Genomic DNA, 23662 nt, shown 5'->3' on the forward strand with positions numbered 1-23662 from the left:
GTTCATACCCAAACGGGCAAATGCTTCGCCCCCCTACTTTATTTTTATATTAAAAAGATCACAATTAAGGGAGGCTTGCTGCTTGGAAGAGGTGAAACAACGGTATTCAACAACCGAAACGATAAAAGTAACGAAGAACGCTGAAATTCGTTTTGATACTACAAAAAGGGGGCAGCGAAAGCGCAAAAAATTCACTTCTCAAAAGCTGCGCTGGTCTGTCCAGATAGCATTTTTAATTTTAGTTATTGTCATTGGCTGGCAATTTTATACCTTTGTTGCATATTGTGAGGCAGGCGGGAAAGGATTTTATCTGCCAAGGCCGCCAGGAGTTGAATCATTCCTGCCGATAAGCGCTCTTATGGGGACAAAGTACTTTTTCGGAACAGGCAAAATTAATTACATCCACCCTGCAGGGTTTGTTATTTTTGGAACGTTGTTGTTGATGGCCGTTTTTTTTAGAAGGGGTTTTTGCAGTTGGATGTGTCCCGTTGGCACTATTTCTGAATGGGAGTGGAAGCTTGGCGATTTATTTTTGAACAAACTCCCCAGGCGGGTCAGCTCCTTAATACGTAATATCCCTACCCGTTTTACGGCAGGGCTGAGTCTGGTTTTTACCCCCATTATCATTTTAATGCTCCTGGAAGTCATCACTATGGAATTTTTTAAATCCCCTCTCTTCCGGAAACTGACCCCTGCCTTTATTGTTGCAATGATCCTGCCTTTCGCCGTTCCGCGAAAATATTGGTCTGATAAAGTAAACGACTGCATTGCAAGGGCATGGAAATATTCAATCCTCGCCTTTTTCCTACAAATGGTTGTTATAAAAATGCCTGTTGAGCAACTGGAAGTTTTATACGAACGTGCGCCTTTTATGCGGGTCGCCGATATAAAGATGTTAAAGTTTTTTGTTAATCTGTCAGGTATTGGCCTTGTTGTGGTGCTTGTTTTTTTGATGCTATCGGTAGTAAGCAAGAATTTTTGGTGCAGATTTTTTTGTCCGTATGGCGCCATTCTCGGCATCCTTGCATACATAAGCCCTTTTACAATAACCAGGGACAAAGAAAAATGTATTGATTGCGGAAAATGCACGAAGGCGTGCCCGTCATATATTGTCGTTGAAAAGAAGGACCACGTTCTCACTCATGAATGTCTTGCCTGTTATGATTGTGTCAATGCCTGCCCGGTAAACGGCGCATTGGATATGAAACTTGCAGGAAAAAGGAAAAAGATTAACTATTGGTTGTATGCAGCGATGCTGGTCGGTTTCTTTCTTATCCTGACAAATACTGCAAGGGTAACCGGGCATTGGTACACTAAAATTTCAGACGCCGAATTTATTCTCAGGGCAGCAGAACTCGACCACCCGAAATATACCCATAAAGAAGGGAAATTCGAAACGGAATAATAGCCCTTCCCGCCCCTATTTTCCAAGGTATGGAATTGAGTGGTGGTTATGACTTAACAGAAGTGGCAGTATTTTCCCGAAAATTGCCGTACCCTAAGCGGGCATAGCCAGAACCAAACAAACACGAGATAAAAAATACGAAGCACGAAGCGCGAAATACGAAACAAATTCAAAAATACAAAATCCCAATGAAAAAAACGCTCGTTCACAAGTAGCGGCAAGGCATGCCTTGCCGCTACTTGTGAACGAGCGTTTTTTAGCAAGCACGAAATGCGAAAGATGCACTTGTTTAGTATTTCAAATCATTTTGTCATTAGAATTTGTTTCGTATTTCGTATTTCGCGCTTCGGATTTCACCATTATTGGGTTTCACCATTAAATATTTTGCCAAATAATGCAAATAAATAACTTTTAAGGTACTATTGTTCTCTCTGCATCTGTTTCTCCACCGATAATTTTTAAAGGGCCATAATATGTCTACGATTCTTGCCATTGGACCACATCCTGATGATGTGGAAATAGGTATGGGCGGAAGTATTCTTAAATTTGTTTCGCTTGGTTACGACGTTCACATTGTTGATCTGACAAATGGCGAGCCTACCCCATACGGCAGCATTGAAACACGGAAAGAAGAGTGGGAGCGTTCCTCAAATCTGCTGGGAATAAAGAGCAGAACGGTATTAGAGTTCCCCAACCGTTATCTCATGGACGGCATAGAAGTTCGCAAAGAAGTTGCAGGGGTGATCCGTAAAATACGTCCGGAGATTGTATTTTTGCCTTACTGGGTTGACGCCCATCCTGACCACGTTCAAACATCTAAAATCGGAGAGGCATCCCGTTTTTATGCAAAGTTCACCAAGTCAGAAATTCCGGGAGAACCATTCTATCCATCACACATCTTTTATTATTTCTGCTATCACTTAAATGTAACTATCAATCCATCGTTTATTTTAGATATAAGCAATGAATTTGAACGAAAACTCGATAGTATGCGCGTGTATCAATCACAGTTTGTGTACGATGCTGCCAGGTGGAAATACATCAGCACGATGATTAAGGAGAGGAACGGTTATTATGGAGGTCTTATTCACGTTGACTATGGAGAACCATTTGCGAGCCACGAACCAATAGGCCTGAAGGATATACGCGATATCCTTTAAAAACAGGTAACACGTTAGTTTTTTGAAAAATTCAAATAATGTAGTGCGACAAGGTTCGTCGCACTAAAAAAAAGTTGTGCGATAATGAATAGAGTCTACTTAAAACAATGTGACGAACCTCGTCGCACTACATATGACTATTTCCAGTTTCAAAATACTAAAGTGTTACAAATCCTGAATTAAAGGGTACTATGTGGTTTAGTTCTAATTCTTACTAACCAACGAGTTTTGTTCAAAGATCGAGAATGCCTTATTTCATTGGTTTGATTAATATTAACGTTACCATTCACGCTTTTTATTTCTTTATACTTCCCGTGAATACATAATCATTATCTGCAACGCCCACATGGCATTCTATACATAACCCGACCCTTCCTTCCAATTTAACTTCCCCATCATGACCGTATTTTACCCAGTACCAGTCATTTCCTTGCGGATCAAACCCCTTTTCTTTATACATCACGGTAAGCAAAGACACTTTATTTTCTTCTGTATAGATTTCTTTTATCAGGAGAGAACCGTTGGGGAATATTCCCTTTTTTTTGACAACGGTATCCAGGGCAAGGTCATTTATATACAACCGCAGAATATCGCCGGGAGGCATAGTACTCTCATAAATGCCCTCTTTACCTGGCCATGCCGGATAGCATTGGTAGGGATTTTCTTTTGTCATATACTCCCATAATCTTTGCGCATTTATTTTTTCATTTATGCCGGGTATTTCAGCCGTTCCCCTTTTTTGCAACGTGAAACAAACAACCGCTATTATCACAATAAGAAACCCGATTGTTTTGCTTTTGTTCATATTGATTTTTGTCCTTCCGCTCTCTCTCTGAACCTCACGTGGGCAATTTATGCAGACTGTTACAGGGTTTTACACAGATACATTTATTTTCAGATATGACATAATAAAATCCACAATCTTTCGAACATCCGCATCAATATGTAAATAAGGCACATTCATTATTGGATCTTTGTCGCCTATTACAGCAATTAAATGTTCATCATCCCGGCACACCATCTGATCACTGTTCTCTGTCCTAAAGACTTCTATTTTGGGAATGGGTTCTGTCTTATATCCTTCAAGTATTATTATATCGAAATCCCCGAGATAGGTTTCCACCATTTCCTTTAATAGAACCCTTTTTTGCGTCGTCCGAAAAAGACCCATCTTGTTTTCAGAGACAATGATGACAGCATCTGCTCCTGCCTGTGAATGTTTCCAGCTATCTTTGCCTTTAGTATCCATATCAACATTATGATGGGTATGTTTTATGGTAGCAACCCTGAGCCCCCTTAATTTTAATTCTTTAATGACCTTTACAATAAGCGTTGTTTTTCCGCTGTTCGATTTTCCTACAAAAGACACAATCGGTGTTTTTGCATACATAGCATTATCCCTGTTTCTATAATATACCTCATTCACGATTTAAATCTCAAATCGCACATTATCAAACCATACTATTCATTATCCTTTTCTACAGCTTCATAGAGATTCGTATATATATCAGGAAGGCTATACGTAACCCTGTTCCATGAAGGAATAAGGGTTGCCTCTCTAGGTCCTCTGCTTTGCTCCCATGCCGTCCACAAAACGCCGCGAAAATGCCGCACGGCAAGTTCCTCCTCATGACGATTTAAAATCAGATTGTTCATTTCAGCATCATCGCTATAATACTTAATAAATTTCAGGGCATTATCGTAATAGGTATGAAGCATCATATCAACAAAGGCATCGTCCAGTGGCACTCCGTGAGAACGCATATAATGGAGAAAGAAGGTAGCAATATCCACTGCCATTCTGTGTAATCCCTTGCTTGAATCGTCTGCAGAAAGATCTTGATGTTTATGCTCATAGTTCTTGGAAAGATCCACCTGTGCGATTTTTCTGTTCATTGTATTGTGGTACACCTCGGATAGCGTAGCCACCTCAAGACCCCAATCATAAGCTATATTAATACCCCTTGCCAATCGGGCGCTCAGGCTGAACTCGCCAGCCAGCGGATATTTGAATATACGATGATATCCGAAAAAACGCTCTAGCTCTTTATGTCCATGCGTATTCATAATTCTCATCATTGAATCGACAAAAGGAACTACAAACAGTCTTGTCACCCTGCCTTTGATTGATCTGTCCGTAAGTGAAACACGGGCATAATACCCTTTACAAAACTCATACTCGTTATTCGGATTTGCGGCAGGCTCAATAAGCCTCCCTAAAAATATGCGGTCATAGGTTACAATGTCGCAATCATGAAGCGCTATGACGTCCACATTGCCCCTTGAAAGTATATAACCAAGGGCAATCCACACCGATTGGCCTTTTCCCTGAATACCTGTCTGAATCTCACGTTCCCGGATGCGCTGAAATACCTCCTGAATGCGCGGCCCTTCAACCCAAACAATTTTAACATCGCGTTTTGTTGTACGAAGCCTTCCAAAGTATTTTTTTGCTTCCCGAAACTTCTCTTCATCCGGAGCGCCTCCAAGGGCAATAACAACATTACGCAAATAACGTACTTTTTTAATTTCACCAACAATACGTTCCATGACTTCCGTATTTTCAAGTTCACTGTAAAGGCAGGGCAGCAAAAGACAAATTCTTACCTGGCGTGCATAATCCTCGAGCTTTTCCTCCAAACTTTTTAAATACTCATTTGGATCAAAGACCCTGTATATATCATGTAACGTGGTAATCGTTCCTTCCTGATGAAAATCAGCCATAAAATATACTCCTCTTTTTTGTTTAATAATATATTTGCCGCCGTAAGATACGCAGAGGCGCTAACCGCCTTGGCGGAAACTGCTATGGAAGAAGTTTAGGACGAAAAATAAAATAGACTGCCCCGAATAAACATATACCGGCCCACAAATAATCAAAATGGATCTTTTCTTTCATGTAAATTACGGAAAATGGCACAAACACCATGAGAGTGATTACCTCCTGAAGTATTTTCAGTTGCCCGAGACCCATCACCTGATGCCCAATACGGTTTGCGGGCACTTGAAGCAGATATTCAAATAAGGCAATGCCCCAGCTCACAAGGGCTGCAATAATCCACGTTTTATGAGACAAATTTTTAAGATGTCCATACCATGCAAATGTCATAAAAACATTGCTGCAACAAAGCAACAGTATGGTAATGAGATAGTTTCGCATATTATTTTATCCGAAATAACGGATCAATATCATTTCTTGCAACAAACAGGTTGCTCCTACGGCGCTTATCGGTAATACGTTTTTCAAAAAACTAAAGTGTTACAATACATGCAACTTCCCCTATATCCAATACATTTTTGCTTTTTACTCCATTACATGCAAATGGATAATACTCATTTCCAGATTTAATTTTAATAGTCATTGGTCATTATAGAAACACGCTCTCTGTGTTTTCCTACGATTTTTTTTAATCTGTGTAATCTGTGGTTTCCCTTTCGTATCTTGTCCAGCTTAGGGATGATGATGCGCATTAAAACCCCTCTACAAACTTTTCACCTGTTAAATCAGCATTCCTGTTAATTCCATTAGTAATATCCGGATTTATAATGTAGTATATTATTTATTGCTGTTGCTCCGATAGAAGAGATGTTTATTGCATACAATCTTAAAACAAGATATTAAACAAAAAAATACATAGTTACGTAAAACTATTTCCCTCCACTTTAAAAATGAGAATGATTTGATATGAAAAAAATAGTTGTATTCGTATTCGTCCTTATCATAAATACGCTTTTTTTGTCCCACACAATTGCTTCGGCAGATTCACCTATTACGTCCACTGAATTTTATGAAGCTTACATGGATGTTAAAATGGTTCAACGTGCACATTTACAAAATGTGCTGGGGTTTGAAATTGCGGAATTTCTTTCTTCTCCGGAGAATCCCATAGACGAAAAAGCCGCCGTAATAAACGCCCTGTCATGGAAATTTGAAGGGAACAACAATGCTGAATTTTATATGTACTATCTGGCGTTGCGCTACCATGTGCCATTTGTTCAATTGGATACAGACTTCCTCAACGCTGACGAAATATTTTGCCTTGCTTATCTCATGGCAATGGATAATTTTCCCCATCCGGAAGATGCCTTGCCAATACTGGAAGAAGCATATAAAACACTAAACAACAGTTTCACCGTTTCAATGATTTTTGCCCTTGTTAAATCGCAATTATTTCTCAACATGGATTTGTGTGAAGTATGGAAGAGTGTAGAAAAGGTTTTAATGAATGAAGACTTAAAACAGGATTTACGCCCAGAGGCAAAAAAGAAGATCATTGACTATATGGCCGGATACAAAGAGTATTGTCAATAATCGCGGTATAGTTGCGAAAACAACTGCCATTCACTCAATGTTTAAACCGTACAAAAAGCCTTCCAAAATTATCACGGTCTTTGTCAATTCGGTGATACAATTTTTTTATTTCAGGACGGTTGAGGAATCTCAGGACGGCCTTCTTCAACTGCCCGCTTCCTTTTCCCGGAATAATTTCCACAAGCGCAATCCTTTTCTCAACCGCTTCATTTATTGCCCGGTTCAATTCTTTTTCAATCAAAGAACCATTTTTACAGATATCGTGTAAATCCAATTTCAATTTTGCCATACATTCACTAATGCCTCCCCAAAAAAACGGCTTTAGGGGAATTTACGATTTACGACTTAAATCCCAACCGGCGGCACGTCCTTTTCTTTTTCCTCTTTTTCCTTCTTTTCTTCCAAATAGCGTTCGTAAATTTTCTCTTTTATCAGAAACTCCACCAGATCTTTGTCCAGCTCTTCATTTTTTGCCATAGACGCCAATATTTCATATACCTTTTCCAAGGGCATGGCTTTTTTGTATGGACGGTCAGCAGCCGTAAGGGCTTCTGTAATATCTGCAACGGCAATCAGGCGGCCTTCAATCGGTATATTATCACCTTTCATCCCAAGTGGGTATCCTTTCCCATTAATATGCTCATGGTGCGCCCCGGCAAAGTAGGGCACGTTTTTAAGTTTTTTTGTAAAAGGGATCTGCCTAAGCATTTTCAACGTTACGGCAGCGTGATTCTGCATAATTTTCCGTTCCTCTTCCGTTATACTTCCTTTACGGATGGAAAGATTTTTCAATTCATCTTCACTCAAATAATTTTGTTCATGCCAGTTTGCATCTATGTAGGTTAATTTGCTTATGTTTTTCAATCGTTCTATTTTTTCATTTTCCAGAAACTCTCCCGGCCTGTTGCATTGGAGCACAAATTCTTTCATTTCCTTCAATGTACAGACCTCTCTGAGCATTTCTTCCTCCAATTTCTCAAGCTCATTTTTTTCAGCCTGCTTTTCCAGCAACTCTGTCTTTTTCTGAAAGTACACTTTTTCTGCCTGTTGGATTAAATAATCAAAACGCAATTCCACATAGTGAATACGGTCAAAAATCGCCTCAAGTTTGTTTCCTTTTTCAACGACATTTACCGGAGTAGTGACTTTTCCTATATCATGCATCCAGGCGGCAGTTCGCAATTCGCACATCTGATCTTCATTAAAATAAACATGCGCAAAAGGTCCTGCTTTTTGTGCGTTCATTGCTTTCGCCATCATCATGGTTAACTCAGCAACACGCTGGATGTGTCCGCCGGTAACGGGTGATTTTTCGTCAATCGCAGTAGCCATTACTTTTACAAACGCGCTAAACAATTCTTCCATATCTTTAATCAACTTTGCATTCGTAAATGCAACTGCAGCCTGTGAGGCAAGCGAATGTACAAGATTTTCAAAATCAGCGGAAAAAGGAATCACTTCTCCCGTTCGCCTCTCCTGCGCGTTAATAAGCTGAAGAACGCCGATAACGTCATTCTCATGATTCTTCATGGGGACGACAAGCATGGATTTTGTCCGGTACTTGGTAGTGGCGTCAAATTTTTTAGGCCCGGTAAAGTCAAATAATTCAGAGTCATAAACATCAGGAATATTAACACTGACATCTTTAATTGCCGCATAAGCTGAAACATTAGACTCCTTCAATTCAACCGGCGGAAATGTTATTTCTTTGCCTGAGCATCCCCCCATTCTGACGTTCATAGAAACATTTTGCAGTATTTTAAATTTCAGATATTCGCCTTCCTTAATATAAAGAGTACCTGCGTCGGCATTCGTAAATCTGCGGGCTTCATCAACAATCATCTCAAGCAGTTTATCCAGATTCCGCTCTCCGGAAAGCGCCCGTCCAATATCAGCAAGTTTCGTTATCTGTCTTTTTAAGTCATCCGTATAGTTTTTATTTTTGTTTCGTAAAAATACGGCAATTTTTTTATCTTCGCCGGAAATATGGTTTATTAGCCATTCGCATACACAGCGCCGCACTTGTTCCGACAAGTGTTGATTCGTAGCGTTCTCATTTATTTCCTTTTCCAGGGCAAGAATATCTTTTTTAAACTGCAGGTGTTCGTTCTTGTGCCTTCTCAGATCATCATATTGCTCACGCACCATTAAAAGTTCTTCATCCCGGAAATGTTTCACTACATACCATAACAAATATTCCAGCATGTCTATTGCGGCCTTCCCGCCTTTGCCCGTTTCAATCTCATCGAGAAAAGTATTCACCCTTTTAAAAATTTCTTTGTGCTGATCGTCAACCGAAAAAATTCCGGTAGATAAATCATCGCTCCATTGAAATTTCATTTTTTTCCCTTTTTTTCGAATTACCTTATCTTTTTCCACAGAGTGACATCTGGTGTATCTTTAAGTATTATTCCTATTTCTGCGAGTTTGTCTCTGATAAAATCTGACAATTTAAATAGTTTCTCCTTCCGGAGTTGGTTTCGGGTATCAATAAGAACTTCCATGACTTCTTTCAATGCGCTTTTATCGCCTTCACTGAAATCATCCTCAATACCCTGCCATTTTTCAGCCTTCAATTCTTTGCGCACAGGGACAATGCCAAGTATGCCCCCACCAAGTTCCTGATAGAGTGAATTTATATCTTCCAGGCATTTTTTGCCCACTTCTTCGTTGGAATCCAATAAAGCATTCACCTCTTTAGACAAATCAAAAAGGACTGCAATAGCACCTGATGTATTGATATCCTCATCCATGGCGCTAAGAAACGCCTTTTTATGCTCTTCAAGTTTTTCATAAACAAGAGCAGGCGTCTTTCCATTAGCAGCTTCATCTATTTGTAGCCGTACCCTCTTTATCGTATTAAACAAACGTTTCAAACCTTTATCCGCAGCGTCCAGCGCCTCATTGCTAAAATCGAGCGGGTTTCGGTAGTGGGTTGATAGAATAAAGAATCGTATTGTTAACGGATGGTATTTTTTAAACGCATCCTTGAGGGTTACAAAATTTCCCAGGGATTTTCCCATTTTTTGCCCGTTTACGGTAACCATATTATTATGAATCCAATAACGAACAAAGGTCATATCGTTTGCCGCCTCGCTCTGCGCAATTTCGCATTCATGATGAGGGAACATGTTTTCAATGCCTCCGCCATGAATGTCTAACGATTCGCCAAGATATTTCATTGACATTGCGGAACATTCAAGATGCCATCCTGGAAATCCTTCTCCCCACGGGCTTTTCCATCTCATAATATGCGCAGTCTCCGCTTTTTTCCAAAGCGCAAAATCATTGGGATTCCTTTTCTCCGGGTTAATTTCTATCCTTGCGCCCGCCTCCAGATCTTCCTGCTTTCGTCCCGAGAGTTTTCCGTATTCCCTGAATTTGTTTACTTCAAAATAAACGGAACCATTGGACACATACGCATACCCCTTTCCGATCAACTTTTCTATAAGTTCTATTTGTTCGGGTATGTGCGCTGTAGCCCTTGGAGAAATATCCGGCCTTAGATTGTTCAGCGCATCCATATCCTCAAAATAACTGCGCGTATATATTTCCACAAGCGCTGCAGGCTCTAGACGTTCCCTTTGAGCACGCGCCAGGATTTTGTCGTCTCCTGCGTCTGCATTGTCGGTAAGGTGTCCCACATCCGTTATATTTTGGACGTAGCACACTTTATATCCAAGATATCTCAGATACCTGACTATGACGTCATAGCTCACATAACTCTTTGCGTGTCCGATATGAGGATGATCATACACCGTAGGACCGCAAACATACATATTTACGTGCCCCTCAACCAATGGTTTGAATACTTCCTTTTTCTTTGTAATTGAATTGTAAAATTTCAGCGTCATGATTTATTTTTCTCAGTTTTCATAAAAGGGAATATTTTAGTTTTTTTAAAAATCCGGCGCGGGTTCAGGTTTGCAAACCTGAACCCGCCGTGAGTTTGAATGTTCAAAACATTTTGAATTTTGTTCATTTGAATTTGATTCGTATTTCGATATTTGTATTTCGAATTTGGTTGCGGCCAAAGGCCACGCCAGGAGCTTCCTGAGTATAAGGGGCTTTGCGTTGTTTGAAAATCAATTACCCCTCGAACTACCATTCCATAGGTACATTGGTTTTGTGATGCTCTGGCCCTGCTCCGGAAAACGAGAAATATCTAGTGTGATGGTGTTTTTTTGTGAGAGTTTCGTGCATAGCAAGCCAAACAATTCTGCAAACCCATATAGTCTCTTGTATCTTACTATGGTTGCTTCATCGATACCCGCTGCCTTTTTTGCCATACCAATCGCATCTTCCAAATAACCGATCTTGTCAACCAAACCGGCTTCAAGGGCCTGTTTCCCTGTATAAATTCTGCCGTCAGCAATCTTTTTTACCTCCTCTATGTCCAGATTTCTCCCGGTGGAAACAACCTCAACAAACTGCATGTACATTTCGTTGATAATATTTTGCAGTATTTCGGTTTCTTCCTGCGTCATCTGTTTCAGAGGAGACCCGATTTCCTTCATATCCCCGGATGCAATTGAATTATCGACAACACCATGACGGTTAATAAATTCCGAAATATTTATTAACGGCATGATTACGCCAATGCTTCCTGTAATGGTCGTAGGGTGAGCAACGATAAAATCTGCCGCAGAGGCAATATAATATCCGCCCGAAGCGGCAATATCTTCCATATATACCACTATTTTTTTCTGCGTATGCTTCTTAAACTTTATAATTTGATGATACATAATATCACTTGCCGTGATGCCCCCGCCCGGACTTTCTATTTCAAGCAAAACCGCTTTGACCTGAACATCGTTTGCCGCATGTTCCAGTTGTTCCTTTACGATTTCAACAATACTCGGTTTTTCTATAAAAAGATTTCCAGTAGCCTCATTTGTCAAAATCCCCTTCACAGAAATAACAGCAATCTTATTCTCGCCACTTCCTTCAATTATCTCTTCTGTGACATATTTTTTGTCCATAGCACCGCCCGCAATAATCGATTTGCCCATCATAAGCGACCCAATAAACAGCAAAAACGAAAAAAGTGCACATAAAAAGAAGAATGCCGCAAGGCCGGTGGCAACCCAAAAACCGGCGCCCCTTTTCTTTTTAATATAGACAAACGGCCCGGTTATTCCATCTGGCAAAACGGTATTATTTATTTCGGACATTTCACCCTACCTTATTTCTTCACACATACAGGGAATTTTTCCACACACGGGACAACCGGCAGTATATTTAACAATTGCCTCTTCCATTTTAACGCCTGATATGCTTGCCAGGGAAAAAAGCCATGCAAGTACATCGGCAAACTCCTTTTCCAGTTCTTCTTTATTATTGTCTCTCAAAGCGCGCGAAAGCTCTCCAACCTCTTCGGTAAACCACATAAAGGTCTTTGCCAAACCCCGCTTCGAATCTTTCTCCAGATACGTCTCTTCAATAAGCTTCTGAAATTTGCTAATATTCATACATCAGATACCCCAAAAAAACTGCCAAAATTACCTGATTCATTTCGCATCATCATTTTCGCCTTGCCATATTGGTATGAGCGAATGTTTTATCCCCAGCATATCCAGTATTTTGGCAACTACAAAATCCACCTGATCGGCTATTGTCCCCGGATTGTGATAGAAACCCGGCATTGCCGGCAAAATACACGTTCCTGCTGAAGACAGTTTCAGCATCGACTCCAAATGAATCGACGATAAAGGCGTTTCACGGGGTACCATTATCAGCTTTCTTCGTTCTTTTATCGTTACGTTTGCAACACGCTGAATGAGATTGCTCGCAATCCCACATGCGATAGAACATAGTGTATTCATACTGCACGGAACAATAACCATTGCTTTTACAGGAAATTGACTGCCGGCAATCGTTGCGCTGATATTCGAGTTATTGTAATACGTTATATTACTCGCTGAACGCCCTAAGAATGCCTCAAAATTTGGTTTTTCACAAGGCAAATCAATGCCCAATTCATGGTGTATCACTTTTAATGCGGCGTCGGAAATTGACACATAAAGGGAAATATCCATTTTACTTAACACCTGCAAAAGCCGTTGTGCATACACAACACCACTTGCGCCTGTAATTCCGACGACAATATTTTCCACACACAATTCCTTATCCCTGAAATAATTTTAACACCGCAAATACATTATATATTGCGTGAGTATAAACGGCAATACCAAGCCCTCTAAACATAAAAATACATGCCAATATTATACCGGACAGCATTCTAAACATAAAACTTGTATAGGTAAACGTGCCGCTCAAACCTCCGATATAATGCATAATCGTAAATATCAGCGCGCTGAAAATAATACTCACTACGGCGCTAAGCGGTTTGCTTGCCTTTAGTACTTTTGTTATGAATAAATAGAAAGCAGAAACAAGCAACAGCCTGAAAACTATTTCTTCATAAACGCCGGCGCCTATTGAAAGTAGTATTCCTCCTCCTGCCTCCCAATGAAAGGGCATAGCAAGCAAATACGGAAATAACACCTTATATACTACAAAACCAGCCACATAACCAATGAACAAGGCATAAATAACACTTTCAATTAACATCGGGAAGAACAGAAATACATTAAGATTATGTTCTTTTTCAACATAAAATACCGCTACCAGAAGAAACACTATTACCAGTAAATTGAATATCAGCGATCCGCTTTTGCCAAATAGTGTTAATGGTGTTTTTGTGATGGTATCTGCGGTGTTTTTTAATGCTGCGCCGTAAAATACAATCCCCGCTTCATAGAGAATAAGTAAGGGCAAGATAAATACAAAACTATTTGCAAGACGTTTCGAACGGGAAAAATACAAACTCTTCATTGATAAAAAGATTTCAGGAAAAAAGAGATTGTCGCTGCAAACCCAAAACCCCAGCAATAATAGGCAAACATATACAATCTGCCTCTTTGTACAATTTTTATAAGGAATTGCAAGGCAAGATATCCTACGACAAAGGCTGTGCCGGCGCCGGCAGCCAGAGGGATAAGGTTTTTATCATGCATAACATCTATCTTTCGCGCCTGAAGAATCACTGCGCCAACAATCGCAGGTATGCTGAGAAGAAATGAGTACCGTACTGCTGTTTCACGACTAACTCCCATGTAGGAAGCCGCCGAGATTGTCAGGCCGGAACGGGACATGCCAGGAGTAATTGCAATCCCTTGTACGGTACCAATAACCAAAACATGGAATATATTTAACGGCTTTCCGCCAGAGTTTTTTACTCCAATGAATTTTGTCAACCACAGAACCAGGCCTGTGATAAGAATTGCAATCGCGGCAAGAAGTGGTTCATTAAATAATGACTCAAACATATCTTCAAATAAAAGCGCAATGATCCCGGTAGGTATAGTTCCAATAAGAATTAACATAAATAACCGTGTGTATTGATCCTCCGCCCAAATTTCCTTTGGACGACATCCGGAACATAATTTCAGCGTAGAAATAATTGTCCCGCGAAAGATTTCCAGAATATCCTTCCAGAAAACAGCAAAGATAGAAAGTAATGTGCCCAGATGCAGCATCACCTCCAAAAGGACGCCGTTGGTTTCTTTCACCTGCAAATAATCTTTTAAGATAACCAGATGACCGGAGCTGCTTACCGGCAGGAATTCCGTTAAACCCTGGATTATCCCAAGGACAATATGTTCAATCATACAATTTCACGCTTTTAATATCCATTATTCATACCGCAGCAAAGCCGCGACCAAAAAGGGTTTAACCACAAAGAACATAAAGAAAAACCTGGAAATAAAAAAAAGCTTTTACCGGGTAATACTATAAAGGTTCGCCAGTATATCAGCCAGCCGGAAAGCTGTCAATAACGTTTCATTTAACGCCCAAATACAATCCTCAGTCCTCAGTCCTCAATCCTCAATCCTCAATCTGCAATTTGCCGACAGCCGACTGTAGATTGTAGACTGCCAACTGTAGTTTCTTTTGCCCTGCCTGCCCACTTTTATTACCTGAAACTCCTTGTAATTAAAAATTATTTGACAAAAGGGGTCGATGTGCTACAATTTTTGAAATGCCTATTGCGGTTTACCGTATTGCAGTAATTTACGGTTAAACAGAAGTTTACCTTGAGGATGTGGCCAATGATTCCCGTATCACTTTCAAAAATTGTAATCACTGAAACAAGTGATCATCAGGTCATTGTGTTAAAAGAACTGGAAGGGAAAAGAAGCTTTCCCATCATAATTGGCCTTAATGAAGCATGGGCAATTGACCGCGCAGTAAAGGGAATCAGTACCCCACGTCCTTTGACGCATGATTTAATTACAAAAATTATAGAAAGCCTTAATGCAGACGTAGAGCGGGTAATCATCAGCGATCTGAGAAATAATACTTTTTATGCAAAAATTGTATTGAGACAAGACGGAAATATCGTTGAAATTGATTCAAGGCCGAGCGACGCAGTAGCGCTGGCTATGCAGAAAAATACACCTATCTTTGTTGCAAGCAAGGTATTGGAAGAAGTCTGCAAAACAGAAGACTGTTTTTAAAACGGAGGGATGGCCGAGTGGACTATGGCGGCAGTCTTGAAAACTGCAGGAGGTGTAAGCCTTCCGTGGGTTCGAATCCTACTCCCTCCGCCATTTTTTCAGTTTTAACTTTACTGATGAAAGTTTTTATATCAACCGCTGGCGTTATTCCGGATAACAAGTAAGAAACCAGCGGTTTATTATTTTATTAAACCATTTCAATACATAACTATTAATGGAGAGGTGGCTGAGCGGCTGAAAGCGACGGTTTGCTAAACCGTTGTAGGGTCTAAAGCCCTACCCCGGGTTCGAATCCCGGCCTCTCCGCCATATATTATATATCTTGTTAATTCCTGTATTACCTTACGTGTGGCTTGTTAGCAGGTGATTGCCATGTTCTTTGGCGCAACATGTAGTGTTTACCCGGTAAAACCCTTTTTTATTTGTAAGTTTTTCTTTGTGTACTTTGCGGTTAAAGCCTTTTTGGTTGCGGCTTTTTCTAAAAAGAAAAACATTCCTCAGAAATCCTAGCATTAAGAAAAACACAGTTATGCTGCGTTCCTTCAGAATGAACATTCCCTCCTTATCTGTATGAAAATCGGAATTATTGCAGACACGCATGATAATATTCCAGCAATCAAAAAAGCTGTTCGTTTTTTTAATACGCAGGATTTAGAATACATCATTCATGCAGGCGATTTTGTCGCCCCATTTTCCCTGAAAGAATTGATGCATGTGAAAGCCCGGTTTATTGGGGTGTTTGGCAATAATGATGGTGAACAAAAGGGCTTGCTTGGCGTCTGCAACGATATCCATATTCCGCCATATACTATTACCATAGACGGGAAAACAATCCTTGTGTCACATATACCTGAAATGTTAACCGGCAGTGTGAATATGGAAAATATTGACATCATTATAAGCGCCCATACACATACGCCGGAAATTTCCATGGGAAAACCATTATATATAAACCCTGGAGAATGCTGTGGTTGGGTCAGCGGCAAAAGTACCGTAGCTTTATTAAATCTTAAAACGTTCCACGCGGAGATAGTCGATCTTTCATCGGTATCTTAACAACCACTTAAAATATATGAAATTTTTCAAAATAATCTTTCAATCAATGGCGCCCTGCATAGCCGCCAGCTCAATTTTGTGCGGCTGTGTACTTCGTACGATCACCATTGATTCAGAACCTCCCGGAGCAACGGTTTATCTGGACGACGAACCTATTGGGCAAACTCCGGTGACCACAAAATTCACCTATTACGGAACCAGAAAATTTACCCTGGAAAAAACCGACATAGACGGCAGGTTGCTGGCAAAACGGCTCACTGTCTATGAAAAAATCAAAACACCCTATTATCAATATATACCTCTGGATTTTTTCTCAGAACTCATTCTTCCGATAAAACTTGAAGATGCACATTATTTCCTTTATCAACTGGAACCGGTGGAAGAAAGACCTGTGGAAGAACACAAAGAGGAACTCCTGAAGAATGCGGCAGAATTAAAAGAACGGTTATTTCAGCATACCTCCCATTAAATTAGGTTGGGTTTTTAAAAGGCAAAAACCCAACGGCATTCATTTTATCCACCCCTAACCCCTCTCACAATGGGGAATTTGATAAGTCCCCTCTTGGGAGGGGATTGAGGGGTGGGTTTGTTCATTGCTTAACTTAAAATATTGAAATTCCTAAACATTAAATTAGCCCTACGGCTACTTTTTCGTTGATGTAGAGCGAAGCAATCGCTTCGTTCTACTTTGCAGCATAACACAATGTCATAACAGCATGGAATTTTATTGGGCTACAAACAAATCACCACTGACGGGGGCTGCATTGTTTTTTTATGTCTCCTGATTTTTTTAAAAATCTGAACTGTTACGCTTTTTTTGTAAAATGCTTATTCTTGGAATCGAAACCTCGTGTGACGAGACGTCTGTTGCAATAGTGAGAAATGGCAGGGAAATCGTATCGAATGTAATTTTCTCCCAGGACAAACTTCACCGTCCGTTCGGTGGCGTAGTACCTGAAATTGCATGCCGTGCGCATCTTGAATCCATTATCGGAATTATTGACCGTGCCATTACGGAAGCAGAGATAAAATGTACCGATATAGATGCCATTGCCGTGGTAAATTCTCCGGGATTAATTGGCTCGCTGTTAATTGGCGTCACTGCGGCAAAGACGTTAAGCATGGCGTTCAACATTCCTCTAATTGCCGTTCATCATCTGCACGCCCACATATACGCAAACAATCTGGAGCATGATACAATTCCCTACCCTGCGGTAAGCCTTGTTGTTTCAGGGGGGCATACCACATTGTTTTTGTCTGAAAGAGAAACGCAGCATGTCGTATTGGGGGAAACCATTGACGACGCCGCAGGAGAGGCGTTTGATAAAGTGGCTAAAATTTTGGGTCTTGGGTATCCAGGGGGGCCTGTAATTGACCAATTGGCAAAACAAGGCAACCGCAAGACGATACCATTTCCAAGGGCGTATCTGGAAAAAGATTCCCTCGATTTTAGTTTTAGCGGACTGAAAACTGCCGTATTATATTATGTTAAGGGACAGGACAGAAATCGGACACAATCAACGTTAAAAAACATCACGGATATTGCTGACATATCAGCAAGTTTTCAGGAAGCAGTTATCGATGTGCTTGTTCATAAAACAGTGGCTGCGTTAAAAATGCATCACGCCCGGAGCATATTAATTGGCGGAGGGGTTGCGGCAAATTCACGGTTAAGGGAAAAATTCCAGGAAATATCGCACGAAATACGTTTACCCGTGTATTGTCCTTCCAGAGAACTTTGTACCGACAACGCCGCTATGGTGGCGGGACTTGCCTATTGGAAATATTCAGAAGGCGATATTTCAGACTTGCACATGGAAGCAAATCCTTCGTGAGTCCCGGTTTTCATTTATACATTTATTCAACAGACAAAAAGATTTATGAAATTCATTGCACCTTCTGGCAAGTGCTTTCATAGTTACGCCGGAATGGCTAGCTTAAACAAAGGGATAAGAGAATATTTATATGGACATTGACAACATACAGCAATTACTGGAAAATTATAAAAAAGATAAAATACCCTTAACCGATGTTCTTGATAAAATAAGAGAACTTCCTTACAAGGACATTGGCTTTGCGAAGATAGACATTCACCGGAAAATTCGTTGTGGTTATCCTGAAGTAATCTTTTGCATGGGGAAAACTCCTGAACAGGTGGTAAAGATTGTAGAGCATATTGTCGAAAGCGGACAAGACATGCTGGCAACGAGAGCAAATGCAGAGGTTTATCACGCTGTCTCCAAAAAATTTCCTGAAGTTGTGTACCATGAACAGGCAAAGACAATTACCCTACGCAAAACGCATGAAAATACAAACGAAGGACTCATCATGGTCGTTTCCGCCGGCACCTCCGATATTCCGGTGGCGGAAGAAGCAAGAATTACTGCAGAATTTATGGGCAATAGGGTGCAAACGCTATATGACGTCGGCGTCGCTGGCATTCACCGGCTAATGAAAAACCACGGAGAGTTGCTAAAGGCCAACGTTATCATTGTCGTTGCAGGAATGGAAGGCGCCCTGGCAAGCGTAGTGGGAGGGCTTGTAGATTGCCCTGTCATTGGCGTTCCCACAAGTATTGGCTATGGAGCAAGTTTCAATGGCATTGCCCCTCTTTTATCAATGTTGAACAGTTGTGCCTCCGGCGTTGCAGTGGTAAATATTGATAATGGTTTTGGCGCTGCATGTGTCGCCTCGCTGATTAACAGCAAAAGGAAAGAGTAATGATATTAGTACCTTATCGGTAATTTCTTTGCACTTTTTGGCAAAATATTTAATGGTAAAATCCGAAATGCTAAATACGAAATACGAGACAAATCCTAAATTTTAATTTTCAAATGTTCAAAACCATGTTTTTTTCATTGGGATTTTGTATTTTGGAATTTGTTTCGTATTTCGTGCTTCGTGCTTCGTATTTTTTATCTCGTGCTTGTTTGGTTCTGACTATACCAGCTTAGGGACTTGGAATTTTCTATTATACCGTAGCATATGATGCAACAGATTCACAGTATATTAAAAATACCTCCCAGAAAACCTGACAGTCACAAAGGGGACTTTGGCCGGGTGTTAGTCATTGCCGGTTCTTATGGTATGACGGGGGCTGCATGCCTGTGCAGCGAAGCGGCATTACGCTCTGGCGCAGGCCTTGTAACTCTGGGGATACCTGAAAGCCTGCATGGAATTGTCGCAACGAAGTTAACCTGCGTTATGACTCATCCGCTGCCTGAAACCCATTTGAAAACCCTTTCAGATATGGGAAGGCAGGATATCCTTGACTTTTCACAACGTTTTGATGTAGTTGCCATTGGACCAGGGTTGTCGCAATATGTGGAAACAAAAAGGCTCGTGCTGTGGCTGCTGCAAAATATTGAACGACCTATCGTACTGGACGCTGACGGTATTAATGCCCTTGCCGAAGATACAGCAACCCTGGATAAAATAAAACAGCACGTTATACTTACCCCGCACCCCGGAGAGATGGCACGCCTTTTAAAGGTATCTACCACCAAAGAAATACAATCAAAACGCAAAGAGATTGCCGAAAAATTCGTGAAATCAAGAGACATGGTGACACTGGTTTTAAAAGGCAACAACACTATTGTTATGAATAACGAAAAATATTATATCAATACCACCGGGAATCCGGGAATGGCTACCGCCGGTTCAGGAGATATATTAACCGGTATGATAGCCGCATTGCTCGGACAAAACTTTCCGCCTTTTGAAGCGGCGCAACTGGGAGTGTATTTACACGGCACTGCCGGAGATTATGCAAAACAGGCAGTGGGTGAAATATCTATGACCGCTACAGATATTCTGGATAATTTGCCAAAAGCATTTTTAAATCACATACAAAACAAATGAACGCACTACGGTTATTCATACTATCCATCTTTGTACAATGGTGTGTGCCCGGATTTATCTATGCCGAACATTCAACTCAAATTACAGGTAACACCATCAGAGACAGGGTAAAAGATGCGCTGCACTATACACAACACAGCGTGGATATATGTATCTATGATTTTGCCTCATTGGACATTGAAGAATCTTTAGTAAACGCAAAAACAAGAGGTGTTCGTATAAGAGTCGCTGTCATCATGCACGGGAATGACCTTTCAAAAGGCCCTTTGGCAACGGCATTAATACAAAAGGGATTTGATGTTCGCGTGATAAAATCGCCAAACAAAAACCACGGCAACAGCATACACCGGGATTTTGTTATACTTGACGACAGGATATTGATTACAGGCGTTTACAATTGGATGGCATACCGGAACAGAAACATCCACGACTATGTTTCCTTCCATTATAATAAAGAGAAAGCACTTAGCTATAAAAACACGTTTTACACATTATTTGCGGAAGGAGACAATGCGGCAAATTTCATCGTCCGGAAAGAACAGGGGGAAGCAAACATCCTTCCCATTTCCCTCCCCTCTTCATTAACAAAAGATGGAGAAAGGCTCACCCAAAAAGATTCCGGCCATGATGGAAAAACAAAAATCTCCGTTACACCACCAACTGAAATGGAGAACAGCCTGACCCATGAAAAATATATAGACGTCTCCTTCGGGGAATTAAACAAATTATTTGGTAAAGAAAGCGCCCTCTCAGGTGCTGAAAAAAAGGCGCAATGGAAAGAATACAATGGCAGGTACATTCGATGGAATGGCACGGTTGTGCATAAAGGAGCAGGGCGTGTAGATTGGAACCGTGTTGGAATCAGCCATCAAGGTGGCGAAGAAAAGGCAGACGTTGTTGTAGTTTTTCAATGGAAGATGTATCAGAAAGTTATGAATATTTCACAGGGAGATACCATTACCTACACGGGAAAACTCATTTCCCGTCCGCGCCTTAATTCTCAGTTCCGCATACAGGACGGGATAATAGAATAAATAAAAGGGAGAGGAACAACAACACACGGCGGGTATTTAGCATATTAGCAGTAATTTATTTGCATTTTTCGGCAAAATATTTAATGGCGAAATCCGAAATTCGTACTTCGGATTTCGGATTTCGGATTTTTTATCTCGTGCCTGTTTGGTTCTGGCTATGCCAGCTTACGTGGAATCTGCTATATTCGCACCCCTACTTTTTTAAACTCCTTCTCGCTATACAAAATAACACAATCGTTTAACCCTGTCTGTTTTTTTATCGCTGCGATTACGGCTTCACATTCTTCATCGGTATACCCATGTATCATGGTGAAAACATTATATTCCCAATCTGAATACGTAGGGCGTTCATAACAGTGGGTTACCTCTTCGAATTTTGCCATAATCTTACCTACCTCATCCACCCGTTCGTCAGAAACCTTCCACACGCACATGGCATTTGCATTGATGCCTATCTTGCGATGGGCAATTGACGCCGCAAGCCTCCGGATCTTTCCTGTTTCCAAGAGATTTTTCAGCCGCTGGATTACCTCTTCTTCTGATATCCCAATGGCAATGCCGATATCCTTATATGGCGTCTTCGTAACCGGCAGGCCTTCCTGTGTATATTTTATGAGTTTAAGGTCTATATCTTCTTTTTTATCTACCATAATTATTAATAAATTTTAAATTTAACCCCTATCTTGAATTTCTTTGTTGTAGGCAAACTTCTTACAACCAGCCCGGTACGATCCTCTATTTCCTTTAGATTGCTGCGCAATTCTTCGTCATCTTTGGCGGACATGGTAAACCACATATTGTATGGTATATCTTTGTTTTTTCCCTTGCGGAGATAATTGTGAGATACGCCGGTATATCCATTGATAATTTCACTTACTTCTTCAATCCGTTCCTCAGGAACCTTTATTGCCGCGAGCGTTGCTTCCCTTCCCATTGCCTGGGTATTTATTATTGGGGCGAGGCGTCTGACAAATTTATTGTCAATCATGTATTTAATTCGTTCAATAATCGTGTCTTCATCAATGCCCAGCTCTTTGCTCAATGCCTCAAAGGGCCTTGATACCAGCGGCAAATTTGACTGCAATCGATGAAGAATCTTTCTGTCGGTATCGCACAATATCATATCTTGTTTTTTATCTCCTCTATTCCCTTTTGTTCCACCAGTACTCGAAACCGGTGTTCTTCCTTACTTGAAATAATCATTTCCGCACACACTTCCAATGCCTTTAGCACCGTAGATTCATCTGTATTCGGGAACAGTTCCAGGGCAAACCTGGGATGGCGCCCGAGTTTTCCGCCGATCATTACACGGAATTTGACTTCCGATGCCTTTATCGTGCCAACAGGACACACCTTTGCGCAAATACCGCATTCTACGCATTTTTCCTTATCAATGGTTACCTGCGCATCCTTCACCGTTATGGCATCTTCACGGCATGCTTCCACGCATTTCATGCATTCAATGCACTCGCATTCGGCGTCAACAAAAACTGGTTCAACCGCATGAACTCCAAAATCTTTAATTTGCGGCATAGAGCAACTGTTGGGACAGCCGGCTACAGCAAGTTTCATGGTGTGGTGAGGCAATATTCTGCCCTCAATTTTTTCTATCAATCTGTCAGTGAAATGCAATTCCTTTAACTTCTCGCGGAGTTTATCCGCTAAATCTTCGGAATCTTTGATCAGAAATGGACAGTTAACCTCCGCTCCCCTGCAGGCTTTTGCCTGGTATAAGACAGGATTGCCCTGTGCGTCAAAGTATTTTTGATATTTCCTGAGTACGGAGAGTTTGCCGGTTTCGGTTTCTTTGGTTACTGTTTGAGGGGGGAGATTTTGGTTGACGGCAAAAGCTTCTCTGGCCGCAATAACTTCAACTGAGGTAATCAGGTCTTTTCCCTGCTCACGGGCGAGCGACTCCACCCTGTCACGCACTTTTTTCTGTACAAATGGAGGCACTTTCTCCAGTAACAGCGTTGCTGATTCATCCCACTCCAACGATAACTCCTTAAAACAAAATTGCCACAATAAAATTGAGGCAAATTTCAGAATTTAATAGCGAAAAACCCTTTTTCTTATATTAATGCTTAAAAGTATATGGGCAAAAAACGGCATTGTCAAATTTAAATTTTACCGTCAATACAGCACTCTCTATCCTTAACCATCTTATGGCTTGACATTTAACACCATGTGACTTATCATGCAACCAGAACCAAACAAGCACGAAAATAGTCCTCAGTCCTCAGTCCTCAGTCCTCAGTCCTCAATCTGCAATTTGCCGACTGCCGACTGTAGATTGCCGGCTGCGGAAGGAG

25 protein-coding genes and 2 tRNA genes are annotated in these 23662 nt (G+C 40.9%); 12 read left to right on the forward strand and 15 right to left on the reverse strand.

What is annotated here, in order from left to right; all coding sequences use genetic code 11:
• Positions 1–91: 91 nt before the first annotated feature.
• Together ABJL82_RS11725 and bshB1 are read left to right on the forward strand one after the other, a co-directional pair.
• Positions 92–1405 carry a 4Fe-4S binding protein gene (locus ABJL82_RS11725; RefSeq protein WP_347274904.1) on the forward strand — a complete coding sequence of 438 codons (1314 nt, stop codon included), beginning with the start codon at positions 92–94 and terminating at the stop codon, positions 1403–1405.
• A gap of 473 nt (positions 1406–1878) precedes the next feature.
• Entirely contained in the window at positions 1879–2565 is a 687-nt protein-coding gene (bshB1, locus tag ABJL82_RS11730; RefSeq protein WP_347274874.1) for a bacillithiol biosynthesis deacetylase BshB1, read from the forward strand.
• A 295-nt stretch (positions 2566–2860) separates the two neighbouring features.
• Here the strand turns inward: bshB1 and ABJL82_RS11735 are convergent, their stop codons facing one another.
• From ABJL82_RS11735 to ABJL82_RS11750, 4 genes are all read right to left on the reverse strand, one after another.
• Positions 2861–3370 carry a cytochrome P460 family protein gene (locus tag ABJL82_RS11735; RefSeq protein WP_347274875.1) on the reverse strand — a complete coding sequence of 170 codons (510 nt, stop codon included), beginning with the start codon at positions 3368–3370 and terminating at the stop codon, positions 2861–2863.
• Between the two features lie 69 nt (positions 3371–3439).
• Positions 3440–3991 (reverse strand): molybdopterin-guanine dinucleotide biosynthesis protein B, encoded by a 552-nt coding sequence (mobB, locus tag ABJL82_RS11740; protein WP_347274876.1) that lies wholly within the window; start codon positions 3989–3991, stop codon positions 3440–3442.
• Positions 3992–4026: 35 nt separating this feature from the next.
• A complete protein-coding gene (locus tag ABJL82_RS11745; RefSeq protein ID WP_347274877.1) occupies positions 4027–5289 on the reverse strand; it encodes a glycosyl transferase in 1263 nt (420 codons plus the stop codon).
• An 82-nt stretch (positions 5290–5371) separates the two neighbouring features.
• Positions 5372–5725 (reverse strand): DMT family protein, encoded by a 354-nt coding sequence (locus ABJL82_RS11750; RefSeq protein ID WP_347274878.1) that lies wholly within the window; start codon positions 5723–5725, stop codon positions 5372–5374.
• Between the two features lie 525 nt (positions 5726–6250).
• Between ABJL82_RS11750 and ABJL82_RS11755 the strand changes: the two genes are divergently transcribed.
• Entirely contained in the window at positions 6251–6877 is a 627-nt protein-coding gene (locus tag ABJL82_RS11755) for a hypothetical protein (protein ID WP_347274879.1), read from the forward strand.
• 34 nt (positions 6878–6911) lie between these two features.
• Here the strand turns inward: ABJL82_RS11755 and ABJL82_RS11760 are convergent, their stop codons facing one another.
• From ABJL82_RS11760 to ABJL82_RS11795, 8 genes are all read right to left on the reverse strand, one after another.
• A complete protein-coding gene (locus ABJL82_RS11760; protein ID WP_347274880.1) occupies positions 6912–7166 on the reverse strand; it encodes a Smr/MutS family protein in 255 nt (84 codons plus the stop codon).
• 56 nt (positions 7167–7222) lie between these two features.
• Positions 7223–9217: a bacteriohemerythrin gene (locus ABJL82_RS11765; protein ID WP_347274881.1), complete on the reverse strand. Its 1995-nt coding sequence runs from the start codon at positions 9215–9217 to the stop codon at positions 7223–7225.
• 20 nt (positions 9218–9237) lie between these two features.
• Positions 9238–10731 (reverse strand): cysteine--tRNA ligase, encoded by a 1494-nt coding sequence (gene cysS / locus ABJL82_RS11770; protein WP_347274882.1) that lies wholly within the window; start codon positions 10729–10731, stop codon positions 9238–9240.
• Between the two features lie 231 nt (positions 10732–10962).
• Positions 10963–12051: a signal peptide peptidase SppA gene (sppA, locus tag ABJL82_RS11775; RefSeq protein WP_347274883.1), complete on the reverse strand. Its 1089-nt coding sequence runs from the start codon at positions 12049–12051 to the stop codon at positions 10963–10965.
• A 6-nt stretch (positions 12052–12057) separates the two neighbouring features.
• Positions 12058–12348 (reverse strand): MazG nucleotide pyrophosphohydrolase domain-containing protein, encoded by a 291-nt coding sequence (locus ABJL82_RS11780; protein WP_347274884.1) that lies wholly within the window; start codon positions 12346–12348, stop codon positions 12058–12060.
• Between the two features lie 39 nt (positions 12349–12387).
• Positions 12388–12993: a flavin prenyltransferase UbiX gene (locus tag ABJL82_RS11785; protein ID WP_347274886.1), complete on the reverse strand. Its 606-nt coding sequence runs from the start codon at positions 12991–12993 to the stop codon at positions 12388–12390.
• A 10-nt stretch (positions 12994–13003) separates the two neighbouring features.
• On the reverse strand, positions 13004–13714 hold the full coding sequence (locus ABJL82_RS11790) for a CPBP family glutamic-type intramembrane protease (RefSeq protein WP_347274888.1): 711 nt from the start codon (positions 13712–13714) through the stop codon (positions 13004–13006).
• Positions 13711–14550, reverse strand: a complete 840-nt coding sequence (locus ABJL82_RS11795) for an undecaprenyl-diphosphate phosphatase (RefSeq protein ID WP_347274889.1) — start codon at positions 14548–14550, stop codon at positions 13711–13713. The genes ABJL82_RS11790 and ABJL82_RS11795 overlap by 4 nt, the downstream gene beginning before the upstream one ends.
• A gap of 441 nt (positions 14551–14991) precedes the next feature.
• Between ABJL82_RS11795 and ABJL82_RS11800 the strand changes: the two genes are divergently transcribed.
• From ABJL82_RS11800 to ABJL82_RS11840, 9 genes are all read left to right on the forward strand, one after another.
• On the forward strand, positions 14992–15399 hold the full coding sequence (locus ABJL82_RS11800; protein ID WP_347274890.1) for a bifunctional nuclease family protein: 408 nt from the start codon (positions 14992–14994) through the stop codon (positions 15397–15399).
• Positions 15400–15402: 3 nt separating this feature from the next.
• Positions 15403–15492, forward strand: a tRNA-Ser gene (locus ABJL82_RS11805).
• Between the two features lie 123 nt (positions 15493–15615).
• Positions 15616–15708 (forward strand) — tRNA-Ser (locus ABJL82_RS11810).
• A 261-nt stretch (positions 15709–15969) separates the two neighbouring features.
• The gene (locus tag ABJL82_RS11815) at positions 15970–16455 is read left to right on the forward strand and encodes a metallophosphoesterase (RefSeq protein ID WP_347274891.1); all 486 of its coding nucleotides are present in this window, start codon (positions 15970–15972) and stop codon (positions 16453–16455) included.
• 16 nt (positions 16456–16471) lie between these two features.
• Positions 16472–16924 carry a PEGA domain-containing protein gene (locus tag ABJL82_RS11820; protein ID WP_347274892.1) on the forward strand — a complete coding sequence of 151 codons (453 nt, stop codon included), beginning with the start codon at positions 16472–16474 and terminating at the stop codon, positions 16922–16924.
• A 355-nt stretch (positions 16925–17279) separates the two neighbouring features.
• Positions 17280–18290, forward strand: a complete 1011-nt coding sequence (gene tsaD / locus ABJL82_RS11825) for a tRNA (adenosine(37)-N6)-threonylcarbamoyltransferase complex transferase subunit TsaD (protein WP_347274893.1) — start codon at positions 17280–17282, stop codon at positions 18288–18290.
• A 130-nt stretch (positions 18291–18420) separates the two neighbouring features.
• Complete coding sequence (gene larB, locus ABJL82_RS11830; protein WP_347274894.1) at positions 18421–19176, forward strand: nickel pincer cofactor biosynthesis protein LarB; 756 nt, start codon at positions 18421–18423, stop codon at positions 19174–19176.
• Positions 19177–19443: 267 nt separating this feature from the next.
• A complete protein-coding gene (locus ABJL82_RS11835; protein WP_347274905.1) occupies positions 19444–20316 on the forward strand; it encodes an NAD(P)H-hydrate dehydratase in 873 nt (290 codons plus the stop codon).
• A complete protein-coding gene (locus ABJL82_RS11840; RefSeq protein WP_347274895.1) occupies positions 20313–21350 on the forward strand; it encodes a phospholipase D-like domain-containing protein in 1038 nt (345 codons plus the stop codon). The genes ABJL82_RS11835 and ABJL82_RS11840 overlap by 4 nt, the downstream gene beginning before the upstream one ends.
• Before the next feature lie 179 nt (positions 21351–21529).
• Here ABJL82_RS11840 and ahbB read toward each other — a convergent pair whose 3' ends face one another.
• From ahbB to ABJL82_RS11855, 3 genes are read right to left on the reverse strand one after another with little or no spacing between them, the layout of a single operon-like run.
• Positions 21530–22000 carry a siroheme decarboxylase subunit beta gene (gene ahbB / locus ABJL82_RS11845; protein WP_347274896.1) on the reverse strand — a complete coding sequence of 157 codons (471 nt, stop codon included), beginning with the start codon at positions 21998–22000 and terminating at the stop codon, positions 21530–21532.
• 5 nt (positions 22001–22005) lie between these two features.
• A complete protein-coding gene (locus ABJL82_RS11850; RefSeq protein ID WP_347274897.1) occupies positions 22006–22473 on the reverse strand; it encodes an AsnC family transcriptional regulator in 468 nt (155 codons plus the stop codon).
• Positions 22470–23345, reverse strand: coding sequence for a 4Fe-4S binding protein (locus ABJL82_RS11855; RefSeq protein WP_347274898.1), 876 nt, complete (start codon positions 23343–23345; stop codon positions 22470–22472). The genes ABJL82_RS11850 and ABJL82_RS11855 overlap by 4 nt, the downstream gene beginning before the upstream one ends.
• Between the last annotated feature and the right edge of the window lie 317 nt (positions 23346–23662).

The organism is Candidatus Kuenenia sp. (genome assembly GCF_039794105.1).
Lineage (GTDB): Bacteria > Planctomycetota > Brocadiia > Brocadiales > Brocadiaceae > Kuenenia.